This is a genomic window from Phenylobacterium aquaticum, assembly GCF_022695515.1.
Classification (GTDB): Bacteria; Pseudomonadota; Alphaproteobacteria; order Caulobacterales; family Caulobacteraceae; genus Phenylobacterium; species Phenylobacterium aquaticum.
Genome location: NZ_JALDPT010000009.1, coordinates 113,785 through 137,428 on the forward strand (window position 1 = coordinate 113,785; position 23,644 = coordinate 137,428).

Below are 23,644 nucleotides of genomic sequence, written 5' to 3' on the forward strand. Positions count from 1 at the left end.
TCAGATGTTTCCGCTGAGCACGTCGTCGAGGCTGGCGACATCGCTCATCAGCTTGGCGGCGGCGCGCAGCAGGGGCACGGCCAGCAGGGCGCCCGTCCCCTCCCCCAGCCGCATGTCGAGATCGAGCAGGGGTTCGACGCCGAGCGCTTCCAGCATGACGGCGTGGCCGCGCTCGGCCGAGCGGTGGGCGAAGACGCAATAGTCAGCGACCTCCGGGACCAGACGGATGGCGGCGAGCGCCGCGGCGCCGGCGATGAAGCCGTCGACCAGGACCGGCTTGCGCGCCTGGGCCGCGCCCAGCACGGCGCCGGCCATCATCACGATCTCCAGCCCGCCGAACTCGGCCAGCACGTCCATAGGCTCGACGGCCTCGGTGCGGTCGGCGGCGACCTCCAGCACGGCGAGCTTGTGGGCCAGGCCCTCGATGTCCTGGCCGGCGCCGGCGCCGACGCAGTCCTCCAGCGGGGCGGGGGCGAGCCGATGCAGGATCAGGGCGGCCGAGGCGCTGTTGGCGATGCCCATCTCGCCGATGGCGATCAGGTCGAAATCCTGGCCGGCGGCGCGGGCCAGGGCCGCGCCGCGCACGAGGGCGGTCTGGACCTCGTCCAGGGTCAGCGCCGGTTCCTCGGCGGCGTTGCGGGTCCCGCGGCGGATCTTCGCGCGGATCAGGGCGGGGTGCTCGGCCAGTTCGGCGTCGACGCCCGCGTCGATGATCAGGATCTCGGCGCCCACGGCGGCGGCGAAGGCGTTGGCGCTGGCGCGGCCGGCCAGCAGGGTGGTGACCATGGCGGCGGTGACGCTGGAGGGATAGGCCGAGACGCTCGCCTGGTTGAGGCCGTGGTCGCCGGCGAAGACCATCAGCACGGCGCGGTCGGCCTTGGGCGTGTCGGTGTCGCTGATCAGGGCCAGGCGGACGGCCAGGTCCTCGATCCGGCCGAGCGATCCCAGGGGCTTGGCCTTGCCGTCAAGGCGCGCGCGCAGGGCGGCGGTGCGTGAGCGGTCAAGGGGCGGGACGGCGGATCCGGCGGTCATCAGCGAAGCTCCAATCCGGCCAGGGCGGCCAGGCGGGGGATGTCGAAGGCGGTTTCCAGCACGGCGGCGATCTCATTGAGGGCGGCGTCCGTTCGGGCCGACTGATCTACGCCATCCGAGCCCACGGCCCAACGGCCGAGCAGGGCGGCGCGGGCCGCGCCCCGCCCGAACAGGCCGTGGATGTAGCAGCCCATCACCCGGCCGTCGGCGGAGACCGCCCCCTCCCCGCGCCCGTCCGCGAGATGCAGCAGCGGCTGGGCGAGGGCCGGGCCGGTGGTGCGGCCGACATGGATCTCGTAGCCCTCGAAGGCGGCGCCCTCAGGCAGGCGGCCGGTGGTGGGGCGCAGCACCTTGTCGCCGGTCAGCACGGTGTCGAGGTCGAGCAGGCCGAGCCCCGCCGCATCGCCGGGCGGCCCCTCGATCCCCTCGGGATCGGCGATCGTCCGGCCCAGCATCTGGAAGCCGCCGCAGATCCCCAGCACCCGGCCGCCGCGCCGCAAATGGGCGGCGAGATCGACGTCCCAGCCCTGGGCCCGCAGGAAGGCGAGATCGGCCAGGGTCGACTTGGTCCCGGGCAGGATCACCAGGTCGACGTCGCCGGGCACGACGCCGCCGGGGGGCACATAGGCAAGCTCGACCTGCGGTTCGGCGGCCAGGGCGTCGAAGTCGTCGAAATTGGCGATGCGCGGGAACATCAGCACACTGATCTTGAACCGACGCCCCTGCGCCCCGCCGGGGGTCTGCAGCACCACCGCGTCCTCGGCCGGCAGGCGCGCGGCGGCGGCGAGCCAGGGGGCCATGCCCATGTCCGCCCAGCCGGTGCGACGGACGATCTCGGCGCGGCCGTCGTCGAAGAGGGCTGGGTCGCCGCGGAACTTGTTGATCAGGAAACCGCCGATCATGGCGCGGTCCTCGGGGTCGAGCACGGTATGCGCCCCGACCAGGGCGGCGATCACATGGCCGCGGTCGATGTCGCCGGTCAGGACGACAGGTACGCCGGCCGCGCGGGCGAAGCCCATATTGGCGATGTCGCCGGCGCGCAGATTGGTTTCGGCGGGACTGCCGGCGCCTTCGACGATCACCAGGTCGCTCTCGGCCTGAAGCCGGCGGAAGCTCTCCAGCACCACGTCCAGCAGCTCGCCCTTGCGGTCCTGATAGGCGCGGGCCTGCCAGGTTCCGGCCATGCGGCCGCGGATCACCAGCTGGGCGCCGGTGTCGGACTGGGGCTTGAGCAGCACCGGGTTCATGTCGACGGTGAGCGGCGTGCGGCAGGCGATGGCCTGCAGGGCCTGGGCCCGGCCGATCTCGCCGCCGTCGGCGGTGACCGCGGCGTTGTTGGACATGTTCTGGGGCTTGAAGGGCCGCACGCTGAAGCCGCGATTGGCGAACAGCCGGCAGAGGCCCGCGACCAGCACCGACTTGCCGACATCGGACCCGCAGCCCTGGATCATCAGCGCGGCCATGCGAGGCCTCCGGCCAGCAGGGCCAGCGCCAGCACGACGCAGACCCGCAGGTACAGTGAAAGCCCGGCCGCCAGGTCGGCGGCGCCGGGGCGCGGCCCCTGGCCGAACAGGGGCCGCGCGTGGGCCACGCCGTCATAGGTCGCCGCGCCGCCCAGCTCAACGCCGAGCGCCCCAGCCATGGCGGCTTCCGGCCAGCCGGCGTTGGGCGAGGCATGATGGCGGGCGTCGCGCAGCATGGTGCGCCAACCCCGCCCTGCGGCGAGCACGATCAGGGCGCCGGCCAACCGGGCGGGGACCAGGTTCATCAGGTCGTCGGCGCGAGCGGCGGCCCAGCCGAACTCGCGATAGGGCGCCTCGATGTGGCCGATCAGGCTGTCGGCGGTGTTGACGGCCTTGTAGACGAACAGGCCCGGAAGGCCCGCGACCAGGAACCAGACCAGGGGGGCGACCACCCCGTCGCAAAGGCTCTCGGCCAGGCTCTCCAGAGCCGCGGCGGCGACGCCGGACGCGTCGAGGGCCTGGACATCGCGACCGACAATGCGGGCGACGGCGAGGCGGGCGGCAGGCAGATCCTCCCCCTCCAGGGCGGTCAGAACCGGGCGGACGTGATCGTGCAGGCTGCGGGCCGCCAGGCCCAGGGACCCGGCGGCGCAGAGCGGCAGCAGCCCCCACCAGGACCCGGCCAGCACCCGCTCGACCGACCAGCCGAGGAAGCCGGCCAGGCCGGCGGCGGTCGCCAGCGCGATCACCCCCTTGAGCCGCGCGCCGGTCCCCGATTGAGGCCGCGATCCAGGATGCCGATCAACCAGCCGGCCCAGGCGACGGGGTGGGGCAGCAGGGCGTGCAGGCGGGGCGGATAGCCGCTCGCCCCCTCGATCGCAGCGGCGCCCAGAATCAGCCAGGGGTCAGCCGGCACGGCCCACGATCTCGATCAGCACCCCGCCCTCGCCCGTCGTGAGCCGGGCCTCGACCCCATAGGCCTGGGCCAGGACCTGTGGAGACAGGGCCTCGGCGGGCGGTCCGTCGGCGAGCACCGCGCCATCGGTCAGCACCAGAATGCGGTCGGCCATGCGGGCGGCGAGCGACAGGTCGTGCAGGGTGACGACGACGCCTCGGCCCTGGTCATGGGCGAGCGTCCGGAACAGGCCGCAGGCGTCCAGGGCGTGGCCGGGGTCGAGGCCGGCCAGGGGCTCGTCGGCCAGCAGCCATTGCGGGTCTCCGGCCAGGGCCCGGGCGATCAGCACCCGGCCGCGTTCGCCGCCGGAGAGGGTGGTCACGTCGCGGTGGGCGATCGCCGTGACGTCGCAGGCCTCCATGGCCCGGCGCACGGCGGCGTGGTCGTCCGCGCCCAGCCCTCGCGCGCCGATGAAGGGCGTGCGGCCAAGGCCCACCAGGGTCTCGACCTCAATGGCCCAGGCGATCTCCGGGGTCTGGGGAATGAAGCCCAGGCGCCGCGCGCGGGCGCGGGGATCGAGCTTCAGGATCGGCTGGTCATCGAGACGGACCTCGCCTGCCTCCGGCTCGCGCAGTCCGGCGAGGCAGGCGAGCAGGGTCGACTTGCCGGCGCCGTTGGGGCCCAGGATGGCGGTGACCTGGCCGGTGGCGAAGGCGGCCTCAACCCCGGCCAGCACCAGGCGGTCGCCCAGCATGACGCCGAGCCCTGCGGCGGCGAGCGTGCTCATGCCAGCCTCCGGCGCATGCGCATCAACAGGGCGAAGAAGAACGGCCCGCCCAGGGCGGCCATGGCTACGCCCAGCTTCACCTCGTTGGCGGCGGGCGTCAGGCGGACGGCGATGTCGGCGGCCAGCACCAGGACCGCGCCGCCCAGCGCGCTGGGGATCAGCAGGCCGCCGGGCCGCGCCCCGACCCAGGGTCTCAGAAGATGCGGCACAATCAAACCAACGAAGCCGATGACCCCGGTGACCGCCACGCTGGCGCCGGTGGCCAGAGCCACGCCGATCGCCAGGATCCAGCGGATGGCATCGAGATTGATGCCGAGAGAGCGGGCGCCGGTCTCGCCGAGCGTCAGGGCGTCCAGCGCCCGGCCGGTGAACATCAGGGTGACGCAGCCAACCAGCATGAAGGGGGCTGCCATGGCGACCTCGTCCGCGCTGCGGTCGGCCAGCGAGCCCATGATCCAGTTGACGATCTCGTTCACCGCCCAAGGATTGGGGGCGAGGCTGAGGGCGAGCGCCACGCCGGCCCCGGCCATGGTGTTCAGGATCACGCCCGCCAGGATGAAGGTGACGACGCCAGGCGAGCGGCCGGACAGCCCCATCAGCAGCAGCACGGCGGCGAGCGCGCCGGCCATGCCGGCGGCGGCGATGACCCAGGGCGCCTGGGCGCCCATGCCGAGATAGAGGGTGAGCACCGCGCCGAGCGCCGCCATGGACGAGACGCCCAGGGAGCCCGGATCGGCCAGGGGATTGCGGGTGTAACCCTGCATGGCGGCGCCCGACATGCCCAGCGAGGCGCCAACGCCGACGGCCAGCAGGGTGCGCGGCAGGCGCAGGTCGAACAGGATCGGCCACAGGGGATCCGTCGGCCGGAACCAGACGGCGAACGGCACCCAGACCCGGCCGGCGGCCAGGCTGACCAGGGCCAGGACCACCATGGCGACCGTCAGGGCGGCCATGACCGCAGAGCGTTTCGGAGCGAGGCTCATGACCGCGCCGCCCGGGCCGCCAGGGCCTCCCGCCTGGCGCGGGCGAGCATGCGTGCGCTCTCGATCAGCACCGGCCCGCCGCAGAAGGTCAGGTTCTGAGGGAACACCGCGCGATGCATGCGGGGTGCGACATGGGCCAGGGCCGGATGGGCGAGGACCCGGTCGGCCCAGGTGGGCGCGCCCGGCTCCAGCTGGCCGGCCAGCAGCACGTCGGGCGGGTCGGCGATCAGCTTCTCCAGCGGGATGTTGCCGGTCCGGGTCAGGCCATAGCGGGTGGCGGCGTTCTCGAAGCCGGCGCGCCGCATCATCTCGTCCATCAGGGTGCCCCGCGCCGAGGCGAACCCTCCGGACTGGAAGGTGACGGCGGTGAGCGGCGGCGCCCCCGGCGGCGGGGCCGCCTCAGCCAGGGCCGCACGGATGCGGGCGACCAGGGCCTGGCCACGCTCCGGCCGGTTCACGGCGCGCGCCACCTGCATCACCTGGACGAGGCTTTCCTCGACCGTATTGGGCAGGCCGAACAGCTCGGTGCGCACGCCCATGCGGGCGAGCGCCGCGCGGGTCGCGGGCGAGGAATGGCGGGCGGTGAGGACAAGGTCTGGGCGCAGGGCCACGACCTCCTCGGCGGTCTCATGGGTGAAGGGGAAGGTCAGGCCGAGCGCCCCGCTGGAGGTGCTGGAGGGCTCGTGGGTGTAGTGGCTGACGGCGGCGATCTGCTCGCGGTCGGCCACCTGGACCAGAATGGCGTCCAGGCAGGGATTGAGCGAGACCACCCGCCGCGGCCCCGCGGTCGCGGCCAGGGCCGGGCCGGTCGCGAGGCCCGCGATCAGGGCGCCGGCCGCCGTCCTGCGGGTGACGCCGGCCATCAGAAGTCCAGACCCCGCTGGGCCTTGATCCCCTGCTCGAAGGGGTGCTTGACCAGGGTCATCTCGGTGACCAGGTCGGCGATGGCGATCAGCTCCGGCTTGGCGTTGCGGCCGGTGATCAGCACATGCTTGTCGCGGGGCCGCGCCTTCAGGTCGGCGACCACCCGGTCGATGTCCAGATAGTCGTAGCGCAGGGCGATGTTGAGCTCGTCCAGCAGCACTAGGTCCAGAGACGGATCGTGCAGCATCTCCAGCGACAGCGCCCAGGCGGCCTCGGCGGCGGCGATGTCGCGGGCGCGGTCCTGGGTGTCCCAGGTGAAGCCCTGGCCCATGACCTCCCAGCGCAGCTGGTCGGGGAACCGGTCGAAGAACTGGCGTTCGCCGGTGATCCACTTGCCCTTGATGTACTGGACGATGCCGACCTTGTGGCCCCAGCCCAAGGCGCGGGCGACCGTGCCGAAGGCGGCGGTGGACTTGCCCTTGCCGTCGCCGGTGTTGACGACCAGGAGGCCCGGCGCGTCATCGGTCTTGTCGGCCATCAGGGCCTCGCGCTCGGCCTTGAGCGCCTGCATGGCGGCCTTGTGGGCGGCGTTTTTCTCAGCGTCGTCGGTCATGGAAGAATCCTGAACCTGGATGCGAAGGATGCGCCGCGGCGGGGGCCCGCCGCGGCGCGACTTAGGCCTAGAAGCTCGCCCTCAGGCCGACATAGGCCGCGCGGCCGATCGAGCCATAGTTGCGGGTCGTCTGGTAGCTTTCATCAAGGGCGTTCTCGACCCGGCCATAGACCTCCAGCCGATCGGACAGCGGATAGGAGGCCCGCAGATCGACCAGGGTGCGGGCGGAGAGCACATAGGAGTTGGCGGCGTTGTCGTAGCTGTCGCCGACATAGTGGACCGCGACCGAGGTGGAGAGCTTGTTTCCCCAGACATAGGCGGCCTGGAGATTGGTCTGGTGCTCCGGTCGCCGCGCCAGCTTCTTGCCGTGGTTGGCGCCGGCCGAGCCGTTCTCGGTGTCGGTCCAGCTGTAGTTGGCCGACAGGTCCACGCCCGCCAGGGTGACCGCGCCGGTCAGCTCCACGCCGTGCGCCTTGGCGCGGGCGATGTTGTCGTAATAGCCGAAACGGTGGACCCCGTTCTTGGAGCATAGCGGGACCGTCGAGGTCCCGGTGCAGGAGACGAAGTCGATCTGGTCGGTCGTGTCGCGCTGGAACCAGGTGGCCGAGACCGTGGCCTTGCCCAGGCGCTGGGTGACGCCCGCATCCCAGCTGTCGGCCTTTTCCGGCGCCAGGCCTGCGTTCCCGTAGTCGCTGAACAGCTGGTAGAGGCTGGGCGCCTTGAAGCCCTGGCCCCAGCTGCCGCGCAGGACGGTGGCGCCGTCGTTCAGCGACCAGGCCGCGGCGAGCTGACCGAGGGTGTGGTCGCCAAAGGTGTCGTGGCTGTCGTGTCGGATGCCGGCGGTCAGGGTCAGGCCCGGGGCGACCGGCCCGATCACCTGGGCGTAGACGCTGTCGGTCCCGGCCTTGGCGCGGGCCGCCGTTGGATTGGGGTCGAAGGCGCTGGGCGAGGCCGTGCGCATGCTGGCCTTTTCCGTTTCCGCCCCGAAGGTCGCCGTCCAGGCCTCGGTGATGGCGAAAGCGCCCTGATATTCCCAGCGGCGGTTCTCGCCGCGGGCGTCAAAGGTGCGGGTGGTGACCGCCTGGGTGGGATCGTAATTGTCCCGGTCGGTGGTGGTCGAACCGAAGGCGATGCGGTTCTTCAGGCGCTGGTCGAAGAGCGCGAAGTTCAGGCCGGCATAGGCGACCAGATCCTCAGTGCGGCCATATTCCGGATCGTCTGCGAAGACATAGGCCGGCGCCGGGAAGCCGTCGAATTCATTGCGCCCCTTGGACCAGACCGCGCGCAGATCGAGGGAGACGTCGTCGGTCAGCGCCACGCGGGCCCGGCCCGAGAGGCCGGTGTTGCGATAGCCGTCCTTCTCCGCGCCCTTGGCGTAGGCCGAGATGCCGGAGGTCGAATATTGGCTGGCGGCGATGCGCCAGGTCAGGCGCTCCACCACCCCGCCGGCCGCGGCGCGGGCATAGGCCGTGCCCAGCGAGCCGCCTTCCAGGGTCGCCGAGCCCTGGAAGGGTTCGGTCGGGTCGGCGGTGACGATATTGACCACGCCCCCGATCGCCTGGCTGCCCCACAGGGTCGACTGGGCGCCGCGCAGCACCTCGATGCGGGCCACGTCGCCGGCCAGCAGATTGGCGAAGTTGTAGCCGGAGTCCGTCGAGGACGGGTCGTTGAGCTTGACCCCGTCGATGACCACCACGGTCTGGCCGGTCTCGGCCCCGCGGATGCGCACGGAGGTGGCGGCGCCGACCCCGCCGTTGCGGGTGAAGCTGACCCCCGGCGTCGAGGCCAGGAGGTCGGAGACGATCACCGCCTGGGCGGCCTTCAGGTCGGCGGCCGAGAGCACGGTGACCGACTGGCCGATGTGGTCGGCAGGCTGGGCCGAACGGGTGGCGGTGACCACCAGTTCGCTGACCTTGGCCGCGTCCTGGCCGGCGACGTCGGGCGTGGGCGCGGTCTGATCGTCGGCCCAGGCGGGGGCGGCGGCGCAGAGCGCAATCGTGGCGGCGGTGGAAATCAAGACAGTCTTCAAGCGGGTGTCCCCCAAGCAAGCGTAACGACAAGGCCGCGCGAAAACGCGGCCCCAACGGACGTCGCCTCTCGGGAAATCCCGTTCGCTCGGCGCACCCCGGCCGGACGAAGGACGACCGCGTCAGGCAGGTCTCCTGGCTCGCGGGTCATAGCCGGTGCGCGTCGCCTTCCCAGAGCCGGGCCCTTTCGGGCCGTCGTCCAGTGGCTTATGACGCGCGGGCTCGCCGCTTACAGTTGCGGGGGCAGCCCAGGTGTTCCACCTGAGTTCCCTATTAATCCCCTCGCGGGGAACCTGTCGCAGGACCCGCCCTAGGGGGTTCGGACGGGCGCGTCAATCGCGGAGCGTGACCCTTGAGCCTGACCTTCGTCCTGGGCGGCGCCCGATCGGGCAAGACGCGCTACGCCTTGGCGGAGGCCGATCGGCTGGCGGCCGAGGGCGGCGGACGTAGGGTCCTGTTGGCGACGGCGGAGGCGCTGGACGGCGAAATGGCGGCCCGGATCGCCCGCCACCAGGCCGAGCGCGGGCCCGAATGGACGACCCTGGAAATTCCGCTGGCCCTGCCCCGGGCGGTGGCCGCCCTGCAGCCCAGGGATGTGGCGGTGATCGACTGCCTGACCCTGTGGCTTTCCAACCTGATGCACGCCGAGGCGGAAATCGCCGAGGAGACCCAAGCCCTGATCGCGGCCCTGCATCAGTCGCCGGCCGACGCCGTGATCCTGATCTCCAACGAGGTCGGCCAGGGCATCGTGCCCGACAATGCGCTGGCCCGCCGGTTCCGCGACGAGGCCGGCTGGATGCACCAGGCGATCGCCGGGGCCGTCGACCGGATGGTGGTGATCCAGGCCGGCCTGCCCCAGGTCCTGAAGGGTTAGGGCGCGGTCGGCGGATATTCGATGTCGGCCGGATCATAGCCAAGCGCCTGGGCGCGGCGGGTCAGGTCTTTGAGCTCGGCCGGGGTCGGGGCCTTGCGCGTATAGAGGAAGATGTTCCTGAACTTCGGATCGGCGGAGATGAACCAGCTGTAGTCGGGGTCATGGTCCAGGATCCAATAGTCCCAGGTGACGAAGGCGTTGTAGCGGACGCTGAGCTTGGCGTCGGTCCCCGGATCGCGGATCGTGCCGACGCCGGAGATCGCCCGCTCCTTCCCGTCCGGGCCACCCTGGCGGCAGGTGTCGCGGACATCGACCTTGCCGTCGGCGCGGCGGGTGTAGTCGGTGGCGCCGGCGACGCAGCCCTTGGTGATCCACATCGGCCGGCGGCCGACCTCCAGCCAGCGGCCGGAATAGAGCCGGGCGGCGTCCACCTCGCGGGCGGGCTCGGGCGCCTGGCGGGCCAGGGCCGGGCTGGCGGCCGCCAGGGCGAGGATGAGGGCGAGGGCGATACGGGTCATGACGGCTTCCAGGATCGGCGACGCCCGATGGCGAAGGGCGCGTGAAGGGTTACGGGCGTCTGCCGAGCAAGGATGCGGGCGTCGCCGGGATCAGCGATGGGCGTGCGACTCGGCGTTACGCTTGCGGGTCGCGGCGGCCTTGCGGGCCGAGGCGGAACGGTCGGCCGCGGAACGCGAGGCCGCGGCCTTGCCGCCCAGCTTCCCGCCCTTGTGCGCGGCGGGATGGCCCGTGGACTTGCCGCGGCCGGAGCCGCCGGGCGCCTTGCCGCCGCCGTCGTCCTTATTGACCGTGGCCCAGGCGCGCCGCTCGGCCTCGGCGTCCGGGACGCCTTTCTTTTCATAGCCTTCCGCGATGTGGTCGGCCTTGCGCTCCTGTTTGTCGGTGTATTTCGAGGTCTCGCCTCTGGGCATGGCTGGTCTCCTTCCTGGGGCTTGAATCCGGTGGGGCGACCCGGGTTCCCAGGGCCAGGCTTGGGTCCGCGCCGCCGATTTCTCCGCCGGGGCGAACCGGATGTGATAGGATGACGGTTCGACGTGTTCCGGCGCGGCGAACGGCGTGATCGGCCCTGCCCCGCAGGGTTGCGCGCTCCCCGGAAAGGGGTCCCGATGACCACGACAATCGATGACCGCCGTCAGGAAATCCTGGCGCTAGAACCCCGCCTGCTGGAATCGGCCCAGGCGCTGACCGGTGACGCCCAGCGCGCCAAGACCCTGGTGGCCCAGACGCTGAAGATCGCCCAGGCCCAGGACTATGGGGCGGCCGAGACCTCGGGCGCCCAGGTCTGGGTGTTCCGCCTGCTGCGCCAGCGCCTGCATTCGGTCGAGCGCGACCGCGACGTGCGCCGCCATCGCAGCGCCGCCGTCACCGAGCTGGGTCATATCCAGAAGCGCGGCGAGCTGGCCCAGGCGGCCGAGCCCCAGGCGCCGTCCGACACCCTCTAGATCCGCCGGCGCCCCGCGCCGGCCCGCACGGTCTGAAAGGACACGCCATGGCCAAGGGCCAGAAGAAGAGCAACAAGGAAGTCCGCAAACCCAAGGCCGACAAGCCGAAGGCCGCCGCCAACACCGGCTCGATCTTCCTGACCCCGCCGCCGGCTATCAAGAAGAAGTAAGCCCATGGCCATGGAGACCGTGCACCTGGTGCAGGCCTATATCGCCGGCCGGGGCCAGGCCCTGAAGGCCGAACCCGCCTTCGCCTGCAAGACGGCCGAGGACGCCCGGCGCAAGGCCGAGCGACTGTCGGAGCTGAGGCTGGGCGTGGTGGCCTTCTCGGCGTCCGCGGACACCGAGATGGGCGACTATGACGAGAAACCGGTGATCCTGTTCAAGTCCGGCCGCCTGCCCCCGCCCTTCGACGAACTTTAGGAGACTAGCCCGGGTCGGGGCCGTCCCAGTCCTCGGCGCCGTCGAAGCTGGCGGCGGTGGGTTCGACGTCGGAGATGGTGACGCTGATCTCGTAGCCGTCGGCCAGCCGCAACTCCGTCTCAGGCGCGGTGACAGCCTCGCCCTCGGGAACCTCGAGCGCCAGCAGGGCCGAGAAGTCGCCCTCCAGATTGCCGCTGACCACCCGGCCGGAGCCGCGACGATAGACGTCCAGCTCATAGGCGACGGCGAGTTCGCCGCCGGACCAGATCAGTTGGCCGTCGCCGCGAAGGGCGCCCAGCAGCTTCAGGCGGGCGGCGTTGCGCGACCGCGGACCGGAACCCCAGGGGGAGCGCTGTGAAGTCTTGGCCGCGGGCGCTTGCGCCGCAGGGGCCTGGGACGGCTCAGCGTCCGGCGAGGTTCGGCCCATGTCGTGGCTTTCAGGAGCGAGTGCGAAGACCCGCGGCGCGCGTCGGTTCGCATCCTTCCCGGCCTGCGCCGGTTTCCAAGTTGCGCACTATAGCACGAAAGACGCGGCCGGGGGCGGCTATCGTGCCGCGCCGCGCGGCTTGGGGCGCAGCGGAATTCGCCTTGTATTTGCTCACAAAAGCCACCGCCTCCCGCGAAGTCGGCGCGTCGATCTCCCGCCAGCCGCGAAATCTTCTTGGCTTCAAGCCAGATCCGTGGAATACTGGCAACGTCGAATATCGTTTTGGTTCGGTTGCTCTCCCTGCTTGTTCTTCGGATCGAGCTCCCGAGTCTACCAAGATCCTCTCCGAAAATTTGATCACGCGTCCCCCCTTGGGACTGCGCGAACACATGCACCTGAAAGGTGACACACAATGGCTACCGGTACCGTGAAGTGGTTCAACCCCACCAAGGGCTTCGGCTTCATCCAACCTGACGCGGGCGGAGCGGACGTGTTCGTTCACATCTCGGCCGTCGAACGTTCGAGCCTCGGCTCGATCCACGAAGGTCAGAAGCTGTCCTACGAACTCGAGCGCGATCAGCGCAGCGGCAAAATGTCCGCCGCCCAGCTGCAAGCTGCTTAAGCCTTAAACGGCTATAGGGGGCCGGCCCAACAAGTCGGCGGGACGGAGCGCATCGCTCCGTCCAACCCCGCCGACCTAACCGAGCTAAGAACAACATGACGACCCAAACTGTTGAACGCGCCTATGCCCTGGCCCGCTCGGGCCAGTATCGGGATCTGAAGTCCCTGAAAGACCGGCTCAAGGCCGACGGTTGCCGCGCTGTGGACGCCCTGCTGGCGCCCCGCTCGATCAGCGGCCACCTCTCTGCGATCTGCGCGGCGACCTTCAAGGACGCGCTCGTAGACTGACGGCGCCGATTTTGGCGCGCCCCCGAAAGGCTCCATGAACCAAATTCTGAACACCGGCTTCGCCGATCGTCTGAAGACCGCCGCCGAGGCCAAGAAGGCCCTGCTCGCGAAATTCCAGCCCAAGCCGACCGTCGTCGATCCGGAATTCACCTCCCGCGCCGAACGCCGCGCCGCCGAACTTGAAAAGGTTCGCGCCGAACGCCTCGAAGCCCGCGCCGCCGCCAAGCAGGCCGCCGCCGACGCCGTCGAGGCCGCCCGCCTGGCCGAAGAAGCCTCCGCTGAAGCCCAGCTTGAAGCCAAGCGCGGCGAACGCAAGGAGCGCAAGGCGCTCACCAAGGCCGAGCAGAAGGCCAAGCGCGACCAGCGCTACGCCGCCCGCAAAGCCCGCCAATAGACCCCTCGCCCGCCCTTCCAGGCGAGACGAGATCCGAGGCCGCGGCGATTTCGCCCGCGGCCTCTTCCATGTCCGGGGGTCAGTTCACCCGCCGGGTGCGGCCCGCCCAGTAGGGCTCGCGCAGTTCGCGGCGCAGGATCTTGCCCGAGGCGTTGCGCGGCAGGGCCTCGATGAAGTCGACGCTCTTGGGCGCCTTGAAGGCCGCGATGCGGGTGCGGGCGAAGGCGATGATGTCGTCGGCGTCGGGCGTGCAGCCGGGCTTGGGCGCGACGATGGCCTTGACCGCCTCGCCCCACTTGTCGTCCGGCACTCCGATCACCGCCACCTCGGCCACGTGCGGGTGGCCGTAGATCGCGCTCTCCACCTCGGCCGGATAGACGTTCTCGGCCCCGGTGATGATCATGTCCTTCACCCGGTCGTGGATGTAGAGATAGCCGTCGGCGTCGAGATAGCCGGCGTCGCCTGAGCGCAGCCAGCCGTCGGCCCCGACCGTGGCGGCCGTCGCCTCCGGCAGGCCCCAATAGCCGGCCATGTTGGAGATCGAGCGGATCGCCACCTCGCCCACGGTGTCGGGCGGCAGGCTGTTCCCCGCCTCGTCGATGATCTTGATCTCCACGCCCGGCATGGGTAGGCCCGCGGCCCGCATGCGCGGAGTGCCGGCCGGGTCGTGATCCTCCGGCGGCAGATAGACGATAGTGCCGCAGGTCTCGGTCATGCCGTACTGCTGGCAGAAGCCGCAGCCGAACACCTCCATGCACTCGCGCAGCAGATCCAGCGGGATCGGCGAGGCGCCGTAGAGGATGTACTTCAGCCGGCTGAAATCGACCTCGCGGGCGCGGGGCTGGCGGACCACGATCTGCAGGGCGGCCGGCACCATGAACATCTTGGAGATCTTATCGCCCTCGATGAAGTCGAGCACGGTCATGGGGTCGAACTCGCGGGCCACCACGCCCTTGGCGCCGTTATAGAGCCCGACAATGCCCCAGCCCGTGCCGCCGATATGGGCGACCGGCATGGCGACCAGGGAGACGTCGTCGGGCCCCCACTCGTTCCAGTCCATCTGGGCCTCGGCGGCCTTGCGCCGACCGCCCAGGATATTGACGTGGCGCAGCATGGCGCCCTTGGGCTTGCCGGTGGTGCCGGAGGTGTAGAGCTGGACGGCGATGTCCTGTTCGCTGATCGCGAGCTTGGGATCAGTGTCAGCTTGCGCGTCGCGCCAGGCGGCGTAGAGCGGCCAGCCCTGGGCGACCGGCTCCATGGCGATGGGCCGCGCGGACCGCCGAGCTCGGCCAGCGCCGCCTCGCCGAGCGCGGCGACCTCCGGGCCCACGAACAGCAGGGGCGCCTTGGCGTCGCCGGCGATATAGGCGACCTCCGGGGCGGCCAGGCGCCAGCCGATGGGGGTCATGATCACCCCGGCCTTGGCGGCGCCGATCAGCAGCTCGAAATAGGCGTCGCTGTTCTTGCCGACATAGGCGATGCGGTCGCCCACCTTCAGCCCCTCGGCGATCAGGGCGTTGGCGACCTGGCTGGTCAGCCGGTCGAACTGGGCGAAGGTTGTGGTCCGCCCCTCGAACTGCAGGGCCGTCGCGTCGGGCCGGACCTGCGCGTGATAGCGCGGGATGTCGGCCAGGGTGGGCATGGCGTCGAAGTCGATCTTGGCGGTCATGTCAGCGTCCTTGCACAGGGGGCCCGCGGACGCATGACATGCGGCCGCGCGGGGCAAGCTATCGAATCCGATAGGCGCCATGCCCTCTCACGGACTGTAGCGGATTGTAGGGAACCTCCGCGAAATCAAATCTCTAGGCGCTTCCGCAGGGGAAGGGTCGGCGGTGCGGCCTATTTCGACTTGCGCACCGCCACGCCCATCACCTCGAAATGGGCGTCGCCCAGCAGGTGGCCGGCGCCGATGAAGGCGCGGGTGGGCATGGGCCCGGTGAAATAGGTCCGGTAGACCTCATTGAAGGCGGCGTAGTCGCCGAGGTCGGCGGCGAAGATCTGCACCCAGACCAGGTCGTTCATGGTCAGGCCGCCGGCCTCGACCTCGCCCTTGAGGTTGTCCATCACCCGCTTGGCGGCGTCCGCCGCCGTGCCGCCCAGCTTGGCCCCGCCATCGGTCGTGCCCGACAGATAGAGGGTGTCGCCGGCCATCACCGCGCGGCTGAACGGCGGGGCGACCCCGGTGGGGCCGACCGGCGAGGGAACATAGGTCACCGGCGCGGCCAGGGCGGCGGCGGGCGCAAGCGCCAGGGCCAGGGCGATGAGAGCGGCAGGCTTCATGGGAGGGTCCTTAAGCTATGGGTTGGCGCCGGGTGCGGCGGTCAGATCAGTCCTTCACCGGTTCAGACCCGGTCCACTGGCGCCAGAGCCAGTCGTCGCCCCGCCGCTGCAGGACGCCGCTCAGGCGATAGGGCGACCGCTGGACTTCGCCCTTGTCCGGCGTCGCCACCGCAAAGCCCTCGGCGAACAGCCAGGCGATGTCGCCTGCCTGATCGATGCGGACCTGGTCCCAGGCGAAGGCGATCCGGACCGGCTGAGCGAAGACCGACTTGAATTGGGCGATCATGGCGTCCCGGCCCATCGCCCTTTCGGAGACCCCGGACCCCGCGAACAGGGCCGGATCGAGGAATTCGTCGACGAGGTGCGGATCGCGGGCTGCGCACAGGTCGGAGAACCGCGCCAGCCTGGCGCGCACCGCCCGCTCGACCTCGACGTGCGTCCCGGCCCGGGCGACGCCGGCCGTGGAGACCGCCGCCGCCGCAAGGCCGAGCCCCAGTCCTCGCCGATCAACCGCCATGCCCGCCCCCGTTTCGTTTCGCCGAGCAGGTCAGCATGAGGCCGGGGGCGGAGCAAGACGATCCCGCCCCCCAGTCCCGCGATCGTCATTAGTCAACAAGCGTTGACTAACTCGGGCAGGGTCTGCATGCTGGATGGGTTCAGAGATCGCCCGAGACCTCCATGACCGAAGCCACCGCCCTCGAAGCGCTTGCGACGCTCAACCCCGCCCGCATCGACCGATTCGCCGCCGACACCATCTGGCCGGTGTTCGCGCGCCTGCGCCGGGAGGACCCGGTGCATTTCACGCCGCAGAGCGAATTCGGGCCCTATTGGTCGATCACCCGCTGGGACGACATCGTCGCGGTCGACACCGACCATGAGGCTTTTTCCTCGGCCGAGGGCATCGCCCTGCCCACCCTGGCGGACCTGGAAGAGGCCGATCGCCTCGCCGACCAGTTGGGCCTGCCGCGCCGCCGCCCGTCCGCCGGCTTCATCACCCTGGACGAGCCGGAGCACGCCCGCCACCGCAAGGCCGTCAGTCCGGCCCTCGCCCCCCGCAATATCGCGGCCCTGGCGCCCCTGGTGCGGGAACGCGCGGGCAGGATCCTGGACGGCCTGCCCGTCGGCGTTACATTCGACTGGGTCGACCGGGTGTCCAAGGAGCTCACCGCCATGACGCTCGCGACCCTGTTCGACTTCCCCTTCGAGGATCGGCGCAAGCTGACCTACTGGTCGGACATGTTCACCAACACGCCGGGCCACGGTCCGGTGGAAAGCTGGGAGCACAAGGCCCGCGCCGCCTTCGAATGCTTCGCCGCCTTCCAGGCCCTGTGGGACCGCAAGCGCGCCGAGCCGCCGGCGGCCGACCTGATCTCCATGCTGGCCCACGACCCCGCCACCGCCGACATGTCGCCCGACCAGTTCCGCGGCACCGTCGTCCTGTTGATCATCGGCGGCAACGACACCACCCGGAACACGATCTCCGGCAGTCTGCTGGCGCTTCATCAGCACCCGGACCAATATGACCTGCTGCGGGCCGACCCCGGCCTCGTCCCCGCCATGGTCTCGGAATCGATCCGCTGGCAGACGCCGCTCGCCCATATGAGCCGGGTGGCGACCCGCGACGTGGAGCTGAGAGGCAAGCAGATCAAGGCCGGCGACCGGGTGGTGATGTGGTACATCTCGGGCAATCGCGACGCCGATGCGATCGCGGCGCCCGACCTCTTCCGGATCGACCGCGACCATCCGCGCCATCACATGTCGTTCGGATTCGGTGTCCATAGGTGCGTGGGCAACCGGGTGGCCGAGATGCAGCTGACCATCATCTGGGAGGAGATCCTCAAGCGGCTTCCCGTGATCGAGGTGGCGGAGCCGCCCACCCGCAATCACTCGGCCTTCGTCCACGGCTTCGAGCAAATGCCCGTCCGGATCCCGGCACGGGCGTGAGCATGGACACGCCCTCCCCCACCGCTGCGGAGAAGCGGTCGCGACGGCCGCGCAATCCCGAGGCCACGCGCGCCGCGATCCTCGACGCCGCCCGCCGCCTGTTCGGCCGGTCCGGATATGACCAGGTCTCCCTGCGCGAGATCGCCGCCGAGGCGGAGGCCGACGTGGCCCTGGTGAAGCGCTATTTCGGCGGCAAGGAAGGTCTGTTCACCGAGGCCCTGAAGACCTCGTTCCAGGCCGACCGCCTGGCGGGCTGGGACCGCAGCCGTTTCGCCCAGGACATGGCGGCGCTGATGGCCGGCGATCCGCATGGGCCGGAGACCCGCACGGAAAGCTTCCAGTTCCTGCTCAGCGCCGCGGTGTCGCCGACCACCGCCCCCCTGGCCCGCATCGCCCTGCAGGACCGCTTCATCGACCCGATCCGCGCCTGGATCGGCGGCGAACAGGCCGAGGCCAGGAGCCGGCTGCTGACCGCGGTGATCGTGGGGCTGCTGGTCGAGCGCCTGGTGCGGGGCGAGGCGCTGCAGGGCCGGCCACGGGAGGCCTTCATGGCCGAGGTCGAGCAGATGATCGCCGCCGTCCTGGGCGAGCCGGTCTGACCGCCCATGGCGTCCCGAGCCCCTGATCGCGCTCACGCGCCTCGCGTCGAAGCGCCCCGGCCCTCCGGGACCGCGGACCTAGGCCTCCGCCCTCAGGCTCTCGACCTGGGAGCCGGCAATGGGCCGGATCTCGCACAATCCCTCCCAGCCGGGCAGATGGCGCACGTGCAGATCCAGGAACTGGCGGGCGCTGGCCTCCGCCGCCGCCATGTCGGGCAGCTCGAAGATGGCGAAGCCGCCGATGACCTCCTTGGTCTCGGCATAGGGCCCGTCGACCACGACCACCTTGCCGGACTTGACCCGCAGGCCTGCGCCCATCTGCGGCGGAAACAGGCCGCCGTCGGCGATCATCCGCCCCGCCGCCACCTCCTGCTGGGCCAGGTCGTGCATGGCGACCATCAGCTCGGGGCTCGGCGCCGCCTCGGCGTCGGTGTGGATGAGAAACATGAAACGCATGGGTCAGGCTTCCTTATCGAGACAGGCGCGACACTGCGCCCCTGATCCCTGGACGCACAGGGGCGACGCGAACCGACATTTTGAATTTCCGCACGCACGCATCTTCGCCCGCAGGCGCGGCGTGGTCGTCGTGAGGGGGGAGGGATCTGGAGCGGCCGGGGGGAATCGAACCCCCGACATTCAGCTTGGGAAGCTGACGTTCTACCTCTGAACTACGGCCGCGCAGGCGGCCGCTTGAGGCCGCCGATCCAGGGGGGTTCCCTTAGCCCGTCTTCCGGCGCGGCTCAAGCCGCGCGGCGTTCAGCGGCCCAGGCGGTCGACCTGGGCGACGAGGGCGGCCTTGATGTCGGACATGCGTTCGCCGCGGGCGTCCGGCCAGTCCAGCAGCTTCAGGGCCACCGGCCGGGCCGCGCCGAAGGCCGAGAGGCTTGAGATCAGCAGCAGGGCCTGGATGCGGTCGGCCGGGCGGGCCGCCGTCTCGCCCAGGGCGCGGGCGATCAGGCCGGCGGCGACCTCCACCCCCGGCGCCCACAGGCGCTCATAGAGCAGGTCGAAAGCCGCCCCCTGCTCGCCCACCTCGCGCAGCATGAAGGCCGACCAGACCTCGGCCTCGCCGCCCCCCAGCATCATGTCGGCCAGGGTCTCCATCACCGTCTTCAGCCGGGCGCGGGCCTGGTCGGGGGAGAGGTCGGCGTCAAGGGCCGCGCGGGCGCCGGCCACCATGTCCAGCATCCGGGTCTGGTAGCGGCCGAGGATCTCCTCGGCGCAGGCCAGATAGAGCCCCGCCTTGCCACCGAAATAGTATTTCAGGGCCGGCAGATTGACCCCGGCCAGCTCGGCGATCTGGCGGGTGGTGGCGCCCTTGAAGCCGGCGGCGGCGAACACCTGGAGCGCGGCCTCCAGGATGCGGCGCCGCGCCTCGCCGCCCTTGCGATAGCCCCCGGCGGGCTCGGACGAAGGTGCGGGGTCGGCGGTCACGCGGGCGGTCTCCTGGTCGCGGCGGACCATGCCGCGTCCGCGGAAAATGAAAAGGGGCTTGCGGCCCCGCTTGCGCGAAAACCTATCAAGCGATACACACACTAAAAGCTATCAATTGATACATATTCGAATCGAGGACGCTGCGCCATGACCGAGATGACCTCCTATCTGGGCTGGAAGATCGATTATGCGACGCCGGTCGGCGCGCCGGCCCTGCTGGGTCCGGACTCCGTCCAGTGGCGGATCTACAAGAACCCCATCGCGCTCGCGATCGGCGGGGTCGCCGCGGTGCTGCTGGAGTTCGCCGACGCGCGGATCCGGTCGGGGGTCTGGGACCACTCGACCTACAAGCTCGATCCGATCGGCCGGTCCAAGCGCACCGGCGTGGCGGCCATGGTCGGGGTCTATGGCCCCCAGGCCGCGGCGCGCCGGGTGATCCAGGGCGTTGGCAACATGCACGCCAAGGTGACCGGCGAGACGCCGAAGGGCGAGGCCTACAGGGCGCTGGACCCCGAGCTGCTGGACTGGGTCAGCGCCACGGCGGCCTATGGCTTCCTCAACGCCTATGACCGGTTCGTGGCCCGCGTGTCGGAGGCCGACAAGACCCGGTTCTACGCCGAGGGCGCGCCGATCGCCCGGCTCTATGGGGTGCAGCATTCCCTGACCTCCACCGCCGACTTCATGGCGATGATGGAGCGCCTCGCGCCGCGGTTCGAGCCGCACCCGATCGTCGAGGAGTTCCTGGGCATCATCCAGTCGGGCCAGGCGGCCCCCAATACGCCGAAATTCCTGCACCGCGCCCTGGCGCGGGCGGCGGTCTCGCTGCTGCCGCCCCTGGTGCGCCAGAAACTGGCCCTGGGCCGCGCGTATGACCTGACGCTTGCCGACCGGCTGGCCCTGAAGATGGCCGGCGCGATCGCCGAGCGGACCCCGGACCTGAACGGCCCGCCCTGCCAGGCCTGCGTCCGCCTGGGCCTGCCCGCCGACTTCCTCTATCGCAGCCGCGCCGCCCAGGCCCGCCTGCTGCAGGAGAAGGGCTTCGCCCCCGGCGCGGTCGCCGCCGCGGCCTGACGGCTTGGCGGGTGAGTATTCGTCCATTATAATGGACGAATGGATGCTATGGTGGATGAGACGGGCGCCCGCATCGCCCAGCGGGTGAGGCTGGAGCGCGATGCGCGGGGCTGGTCCCTGGCCGACCTGGCCGAGCGGTCGGGGGTGGCCAAGGCGACGATCAGCAAGATCGAGCGCGGGGAGATGAGCCCCACCGCCACCCTGCTGGTGCGGCTGGCCGGGGCCTTCGACCTGACGCTGGCCGGCCTGCTGCTGCGGGCCGAGGGCGGCGGGGATCGGGTGAGCCGGGCGGCCGACCAGCCGGTCTGGCGCGATCCGGACAGCGGCTATGTCCGCCGCCAGCTGTTCCTGCGGCCCGACCACCCCGTCGAGCTGGTCGCCGTCGAGATGCCGCCGGGCGGGCGGGTGGCCATGCCGGCCTCGTCCTACGCCCACATCCGCCAGGTGGCCTGGGTGCGGTCGGGCGAGCTGACCCTGACCGAGGGCGGCCAGACCCACAGGCTGGGCGCCGGCGACGCCCTGGGCTTCGGCTCGCCGTCGGACGCGGTGTTCGCCAATGAGGCGGACGGGCCCTGTTCCTATGTCGTCGCCCTGGCGCGGAGCTGAGCCCATGACGGCGTTCGAGATCCGGCCCCTGGCGGCCGACGAGGACACGCTCACCCAACTGGCCGAGATCCTGGTCGAGACGGTGGCGCATGGCGGGTCGGTCAGCTTCATGCATCCCCTACCCCTGGCGCAGGCGCGGGCCTTCTGGGCGGGGTCGCTGGCGGCGGCGGCGCGGGGCGAGCGGGTGGTGCTGGGCGCCTGGGACGGTGCGACCCTGGCGGGGACCGTGACCCTGCTGCTCGACTGCCCGCCGAACCAGCCCCACCGGGGCGAGATCGCCAAGATGATGACCCGGGTCAGCTGTCGCGGCCGCGGCGCCGCCAGCGCCCTGATGCGCCGGGCCGAGGCCCTGGCGATCGCCGCCGGCCGCACCCTGCTGGTGCTCGACACCGCCAGCGAGGGCGGCGCCTCTGGGCTCTATGAGGGCCTGGGCTTCGTGTTCGCCGGCGAAATCCCCGACTATGCGCTGAAGCCCCACGGCGGCCTGACCGGCACCCGGCTCTATTGGAAGCGGATCGGCCATTCGGGGGCCGAGGCATAGCAGTCGCCAAGGCGGACTATCACCATTTTGAGACTATCGGCAAAGCTTTGTGTAGTCGCCGAGACACGGATAGATAGCGAATACTCAATTGAATTCAGTCATTAACAAACGGGTAAGCGACATTCCCCAGCATGATCCGCTCTGACAGGCCCGCCTCGTCCCGATTCGGCGTGAGGAGCGGCCCGACCTGCTCAGCCCCGGAGCGCAAACGTGAAGTTCCTCGATGACTGGAAGATCTCTTCCAAGATCCTGATCGGCCTGTTGCTGGTGTCGCTGGCCTTCGCGGCGAGCGCCCTGTTCGCCAGCGTCGAGGTGAGCCGCATCACCAAGGCCTATGACGAACTCTCGACCCACCAGGGCCGCGGCCTGCTCGAATTGGCGCGGGCCAATCGGCGACTGAACATGCTGGGCTACTCCGCCTATCGCGCCGTCGCCTATGACAGCACGAGCCAGCAGGCGCAGGAGGCCGGCAAGTCGTTCAAAGAATCCATCGTCAAGATGAACGAGAACTTCGACCGGTCGATCGCCTATGATCCGGGCTCGGCGGTGCAGACCAAGAAGTTCAAGGCGGAAGCCAACAAGCTCGCAGAGGACATGGGCCAGGCGGTCGATTTCGGTCTGCAGGACAACAAGGACTTCGCCAAGGCCCTGCTCTCGAGCGCGGATCCGCAGCTCGGCGACCTCTCTAACCGCATCAAGGTCTTCACGGAAAACAACGCCGACACCAATGACAAGGAAGGCGAAGCTCTGAAGGCCGACGGCATGCGGCTGGGCCTGACCATCATCGGCCTGGCGGTCGTCACCATCGCCGCCAGCCTAGCCTTCGCCATCTGGGTGGCGCGCAGCAAGATCTCGGCGCCGCTCAACAATCTGGCCGACCGCATGACCCGCCTGGCCGACGGCGACCTGACGGTCGAGGTCGACGGCCAGACCCGCCGCGACGAGGTGGGCCGCATGGCCAAGGCCGTGCAGGTGTTCAAGGAGAACGGCCTGCGCGCCCGCTCCCTCGAGGAAGAGGCCGCCCAGGCGCGCTTCGCCGCCGACGAGGCCCGCGAGGGCTCGGAGGCCGAGCGCCGCCGCAATGAGGAGAAGCAGGCCCAGGTGGTCCGCACCCTGGCCGACAGCCTCGGCCGACTGGCCGGCGGCGACCTGACCGCCCGCATCGAGACCCCGTTCGAGGGCCAGTACGCCCAGATCCGCGACGACTTCAACGCCGCCGTCGACGCCCTGCGCGACGCCATGGCCTCCATCGCCGAGGCGACCCAGGGCCTGCGCGGCGGGGCCGACGAGATCTCCCAGGCCTCCGACGATCTGTCCAAGCGCACCGAGCAGCAAGCGGCCAGCCTGGAAGAGACCGCCGCGGCGCTCGACCAGATCACCGCCACCGTCAAGCGCAGCGCCGCCGGCGCCAAGGAAGCCTCCAGCCGCGCCACCGAGGCCCGGGCCGACGCCGAGAAGTCCGGCGCCGTGGTCCGCGAGGCGGTCAGCGCCATGTCGGCCATCGAGGAAGGCTCGGCTCAGATCGGCCAGATCATCGGGGTGATCGACGAGATCGCCTTCCAGACCAACCTGCTGGCGCTCAACGCCGGGGTTGAAGCCGCCGCGCGGGCGAGGCCGGCAAGGGCTTCGCCGTGGTCGCCTCCGAAGTGCGAGCCCTGGCCCAGCGCTCGGCCGAAGCGGCCAAGGAGATCAAGGGCCTGATCACCGCCTCCTCCACCCAGGTCGAACGCGGCGTGAAGCTGGTCGGCGACACCGGCGGCGCGCTCTCCGGCATCGTCTCCAAGGTCGCCGAGATCGACGCCCTGATCTCGGAGATCGCGCTCTCTTCCCAGGAGCAGGCCACCGGCCTCAATGAGGTCAACAGCGCCGTCAACCAGATGGACCAGGTGACCCAGCAGAACGCCGCCATGGTCGAGCAGTCCACGGCGCGCCGCAACCTGCGCTCGGAGGCCACGGGCCTCGCCGACCTGGTCGCCCGGTTCCGCACCGGCCGCGGCGGCCGCCGGCCGCCCGGTCGGC

The 23,644-nt window shown here is 70.6% G+C and carries 28 protein-coding genes, 1 tRNA gene, 2 pseudogenes and 1 riboswitch; of the genes and pseudogenes, 13 read left to right on the forward strand and 18 right to left on the reverse strand.

Features of this window, described 5'->3' with window-relative positions; translation table 11 throughout:
* From cobT to MQH10_RS08995, 9 genes are all read right to left on the reverse strand, one after another.
* Positions 1-1,032 carry a nicotinate-nucleotide--dimethylbenzimidazole phosphoribosyltransferase gene (cobT, locus tag MQH10_RS08955; RefSeq protein ID WP_242563718.1) on the reverse strand — a complete coding sequence of 344 codons (1,032 nt, stop codon included), beginning with the start codon at positions 1,030-1,032 and terminating at the stop codon, positions 1-3.
* Entirely contained in the window at positions 1,032-2,495 is a 1,464-nt protein-coding gene (locus tag MQH10_RS08960; protein ID WP_242563719.1) for a cobyric acid synthase, read from the reverse strand. The genes cobT and MQH10_RS08960 overlap by 1 nt, the downstream gene beginning before the upstream one ends.
* Positions 2,483-3,313 carry a CobD/CbiB family cobalamin biosynthesis protein gene (locus MQH10_RS08965; protein WP_336605067.1) on the reverse strand — a complete coding sequence of 277 codons (831 nt, stop codon included), beginning with the start codon at positions 3,311-3,313 and terminating at the stop codon, positions 2,483-2,485. Before MQH10_RS08965 ends, MQH10_RS08960 begins: the two co-directional genes overlap by 13 nt.
* Positions 3,241-3,411 carry a cobalamin biosynthesis protein gene (locus MQH10_RS08970; RefSeq protein WP_242563720.1) on the reverse strand — a complete coding sequence of 57 codons (171 nt, stop codon included), beginning with the start codon at positions 3,409-3,411 and terminating at the stop codon, positions 3,241-3,243. Before MQH10_RS08970 ends, MQH10_RS08965 begins: the two co-directional genes overlap by 73 nt.
* Positions 3,401-4,177 carry an ABC transporter ATP-binding protein gene (locus tag MQH10_RS08975; RefSeq protein ID WP_242563721.1) on the reverse strand — a complete coding sequence of 259 codons (777 nt, stop codon included), beginning with the start codon at positions 4,175-4,177 and terminating at the stop codon, positions 3,401-3,403. The genes MQH10_RS08970 and MQH10_RS08975 overlap by 11 nt, the downstream gene beginning before the upstream one ends.
* Complete coding sequence (locus tag MQH10_RS08980; protein ID WP_242563722.1) at positions 4,174-5,160, reverse strand: FecCD family ABC transporter permease; 987 nt, start codon at positions 5,158-5,160, stop codon at positions 4,174-4,176. The genes MQH10_RS08975 and MQH10_RS08980 overlap by 4 nt, the downstream gene beginning before the upstream one ends.
* Entirely contained in the window at positions 5,157-6,023 is an 867-nt protein-coding gene (locus MQH10_RS08985; RefSeq protein WP_242563723.1) for an ABC transporter substrate-binding protein, read from the reverse strand. The genes MQH10_RS08980 and MQH10_RS08985 overlap by 4 nt, the downstream gene beginning before the upstream one ends.
* Positions 6,023-6,637, reverse strand: a complete 615-nt coding sequence (gene cobO / locus MQH10_RS08990) for a cob(I)yrinic acid a,c-diamide adenosyltransferase (protein ID WP_242563724.1) — start codon at positions 6,635-6,637, stop codon at positions 6,023-6,025. Before cobO ends, MQH10_RS08985 begins: the two co-directional genes overlap by 1 nt.
* Before the next feature lie 67 nt (positions 6,638-6,704).
* Entirely contained in the window at positions 6,705-8,666 is a 1,962-nt protein-coding gene (locus MQH10_RS08995) for a TonB-dependent receptor plug domain-containing protein (RefSeq protein ID WP_242563725.1), read from the reverse strand.
* 106 nt (positions 8,667-8,772) lie between these two features.
* Positions 8,773-8,976, reverse strand: a riboswitch (cobalamin riboswitch).
* A 40-nt stretch (positions 8,977-9,016) separates the two neighbouring features.
* Between MQH10_RS08995 and cobU the strand changes: the two genes are divergently transcribed.
* Entirely contained in the window at positions 9,017-9,538 is a 522-nt protein-coding gene (gene cobU / locus MQH10_RS09000; protein ID WP_242563726.1) for a bifunctional adenosylcobinamide kinase/adenosylcobinamide-phosphate guanylyltransferase, read from the forward strand.
* Here cobU and MQH10_RS09005 read toward each other — a convergent pair.
* Together MQH10_RS09005 and MQH10_RS09010 are read right to left on the reverse strand one after the other, a co-directional pair.
* On the reverse strand, positions 9,535-10,056 hold the full coding sequence (locus MQH10_RS09005) for a lipocalin family protein (RefSeq protein WP_242563727.1): 522 nt from the start codon (positions 10,054-10,056) through the stop codon (positions 9,535-9,537). The genes cobU and MQH10_RS09005 overlap by 4 nt on opposite strands.
* A gap of 90 nt (positions 10,057-10,146) precedes the next feature.
* Complete coding sequence (locus MQH10_RS09010) at positions 10,147-10,467, reverse strand: plasmid stabilization protein (protein ID WP_242563728.1); 321 nt, start codon at positions 10,465-10,467, stop codon at positions 10,147-10,149.
* Between the two features lie 195 nt (positions 10,468-10,662).
* On the opposite strand from MQH10_RS09010, the gene MQH10_RS09015 reads away from it, so the two are divergent.
* Genes MQH10_RS09015 through MQH10_RS09025 form a run of 3 tightly spaced genes read left to right on the forward strand, consistent with a single transcriptional unit; the run spans position 10,663 to position 11,421 of the window.
* A complete protein-coding gene (locus MQH10_RS09015; protein WP_242563729.1) occupies positions 10,663-10,998 on the forward strand; it encodes a hypothetical protein in 336 nt (111 codons plus the stop codon).
* 47 nt (positions 10,999-11,045) lie between these two features.
* Positions 11,046-11,168: a hypothetical protein gene (locus MQH10_RS09020; RefSeq protein WP_242563730.1), complete on the forward strand. Its 123-nt coding sequence runs from the start codon at positions 11,046-11,048 to the stop codon at positions 11,166-11,168.
* A gap of 4 nt (positions 11,169-11,172) precedes the next feature.
* Complete coding sequence (locus MQH10_RS09025) at positions 11,173-11,421, forward strand: hypothetical protein (RefSeq protein WP_242563731.1); 249 nt, start codon at positions 11,173-11,175, stop codon at positions 11,419-11,421.
* A 4-nt stretch (positions 11,422-11,425) separates the two neighbouring features.
* On the opposite strand, the gene MQH10_RS09030 is transcribed toward MQH10_RS09025, so the two are convergent.
* Complete coding sequence (locus tag MQH10_RS09030; protein WP_242563732.1) at positions 11,426-11,848, reverse strand: hypothetical protein; 423 nt, start codon at positions 11,846-11,848, stop codon at positions 11,426-11,428.
* A gap of 412 nt (positions 11,849-12,260) precedes the next feature.
* Here MQH10_RS09030 and MQH10_RS09035 point away from each other — a divergent pair, with 412 nt between their 5' ends.
* The 3 genes from MQH10_RS09035 (at position 12,261) to MQH10_RS09045 (ending at position 13,151) form a co-directional block, all read left to right on the forward strand.
* The gene (locus MQH10_RS09035; RefSeq protein WP_242563733.1) at positions 12,261-12,470 is read left to right on the forward strand and encodes a cold-shock protein; all 210 of its coding nucleotides are present in this window, start codon (positions 12,261-12,263) and stop codon (positions 12,468-12,470) included.
* Between the two features lie 95 nt (positions 12,471-12,565).
* Positions 12,566-12,757: a hypothetical protein gene (locus tag MQH10_RS09040; RefSeq protein ID WP_242563734.1), complete on the forward strand. Its 192-nt coding sequence runs from the start codon at positions 12,566-12,568 to the stop codon at positions 12,755-12,757.
* A 34-nt stretch (positions 12,758-12,791) separates the two neighbouring features.
* Positions 12,792-13,151 carry a DUF6481 family protein gene (locus tag MQH10_RS09045; RefSeq protein WP_242563735.1) on the forward strand — a complete coding sequence of 120 codons (360 nt, stop codon included), beginning with the start codon at positions 12,792-12,794 and terminating at the stop codon, positions 13,149-13,151.
* A 79-nt stretch (positions 13,152-13,230) separates the two neighbouring features.
* Here the strand turns inward: MQH10_RS09045 and MQH10_RS09050 are convergent.
* The 3 genes and pseudogenes from MQH10_RS09050 to MQH10_RS09060 form a co-directional block, all read right to left on the reverse strand.
* Positions 13,231-14,819: pseudogene (locus MQH10_RS09050) on the reverse strand (fatty acid--CoA ligase).
* Positions 14,820-14,989: 170 nt separating this feature from the next.
* The gene (locus MQH10_RS09055; protein ID WP_242563736.1) at positions 14,990-15,430 is read right to left on the reverse strand and encodes a RidA family protein; all 441 of its coding nucleotides are present in this window, start codon (positions 15,428-15,430) and stop codon (positions 14,990-14,992) included.
* A 46-nt stretch (positions 15,431-15,476) separates the two neighbouring features.
* Positions 15,477-15,947: a nuclear transport factor 2 family protein gene (locus tag MQH10_RS09060; protein WP_242563737.1), complete on the reverse strand. Its 471-nt coding sequence runs from the start codon at positions 15,945-15,947 to the stop codon at positions 15,477-15,479.
* 161 nt (positions 15,948-16,108) lie between these two features.
* Between MQH10_RS09060 and MQH10_RS09065 the strand changes: the two genes are divergently transcribed.
* Positions 16,109-17,374, forward strand: coding sequence for a cytochrome P450 (locus tag MQH10_RS09065; protein ID WP_242563738.1), 1,266 nt, complete (start codon positions 16,109-16,111; stop codon positions 17,372-17,374).
* Between the two features lie 2 nt (positions 17,375-17,376).
* Entirely contained in the window at positions 17,377-17,973 is a 597-nt protein-coding gene (locus MQH10_RS09070) for a TetR/AcrR family transcriptional regulator (protein WP_242563739.1), read from the forward strand.
* Between the two features lie 78 nt (positions 17,974-18,051).
* Here the strand turns inward: MQH10_RS09070 and MQH10_RS09075 are convergent, their stop codons facing one another.
* The 3 genes from MQH10_RS09075 to MQH10_RS09085 form a co-directional block, all read right to left on the reverse strand.
* Positions 18,052-18,429 (reverse strand): YciI family protein, encoded by a 378-nt coding sequence (locus MQH10_RS09075; RefSeq protein WP_242563740.1) that lies wholly within the window; start codon positions 18,427-18,429, stop codon positions 18,052-18,054.
* 147 nt (positions 18,430-18,576) lie between these two features.
* Positions 18,577-18,651: transfer RNA gene (locus tag MQH10_RS09080), tRNA-Gly, on the reverse strand.
* A 78-nt stretch (positions 18,652-18,729) separates the two neighbouring features.
* Positions 18,730-19,437, reverse strand: a complete 708-nt coding sequence (locus MQH10_RS09085) for a CerR family C-terminal domain-containing protein (protein WP_242563741.1) — start codon at positions 19,435-19,437, stop codon at positions 18,730-18,732.
* A 117-nt stretch (positions 19,438-19,554) separates the two neighbouring features.
* Here MQH10_RS09085 and MQH10_RS09090 point away from each other — a divergent pair, with 117 nt between their 5' ends.
* The 4 genes and pseudogenes from MQH10_RS09090 to MQH10_RS09115 all read left to right on the forward strand — a co-directional run.
* Positions 19,555-20,478: an oxygenase MpaB family protein gene (locus MQH10_RS09090; RefSeq protein WP_272886815.1), complete on the forward strand. Its 924-nt coding sequence runs from the start codon at positions 19,555-19,557 to the stop codon at positions 20,476-20,478.
* A gap of 48 nt (positions 20,479-20,526) precedes the next feature.
* A complete protein-coding gene (locus tag MQH10_RS09100) occupies positions 20,527-21,084 on the forward strand; it encodes a helix-turn-helix domain-containing protein (protein WP_272886816.1) in 558 nt (185 codons plus the stop codon).
* Positions 21,085-21,088: 4 nt separating this feature from the next.
* Positions 21,089-21,625 (forward strand): GNAT family N-acetyltransferase, encoded by a 537-nt coding sequence (locus tag MQH10_RS09105; protein WP_242563743.1) that lies wholly within the window; start codon positions 21,089-21,091, stop codon positions 21,623-21,625.
* Between the two features lie 789 nt (positions 21,626-22,414).
* Positions 22,415-23,644, forward strand: a pseudogene (locus MQH10_RS09115) (methyl-accepting chemotaxis protein); the annotation flags it as partial.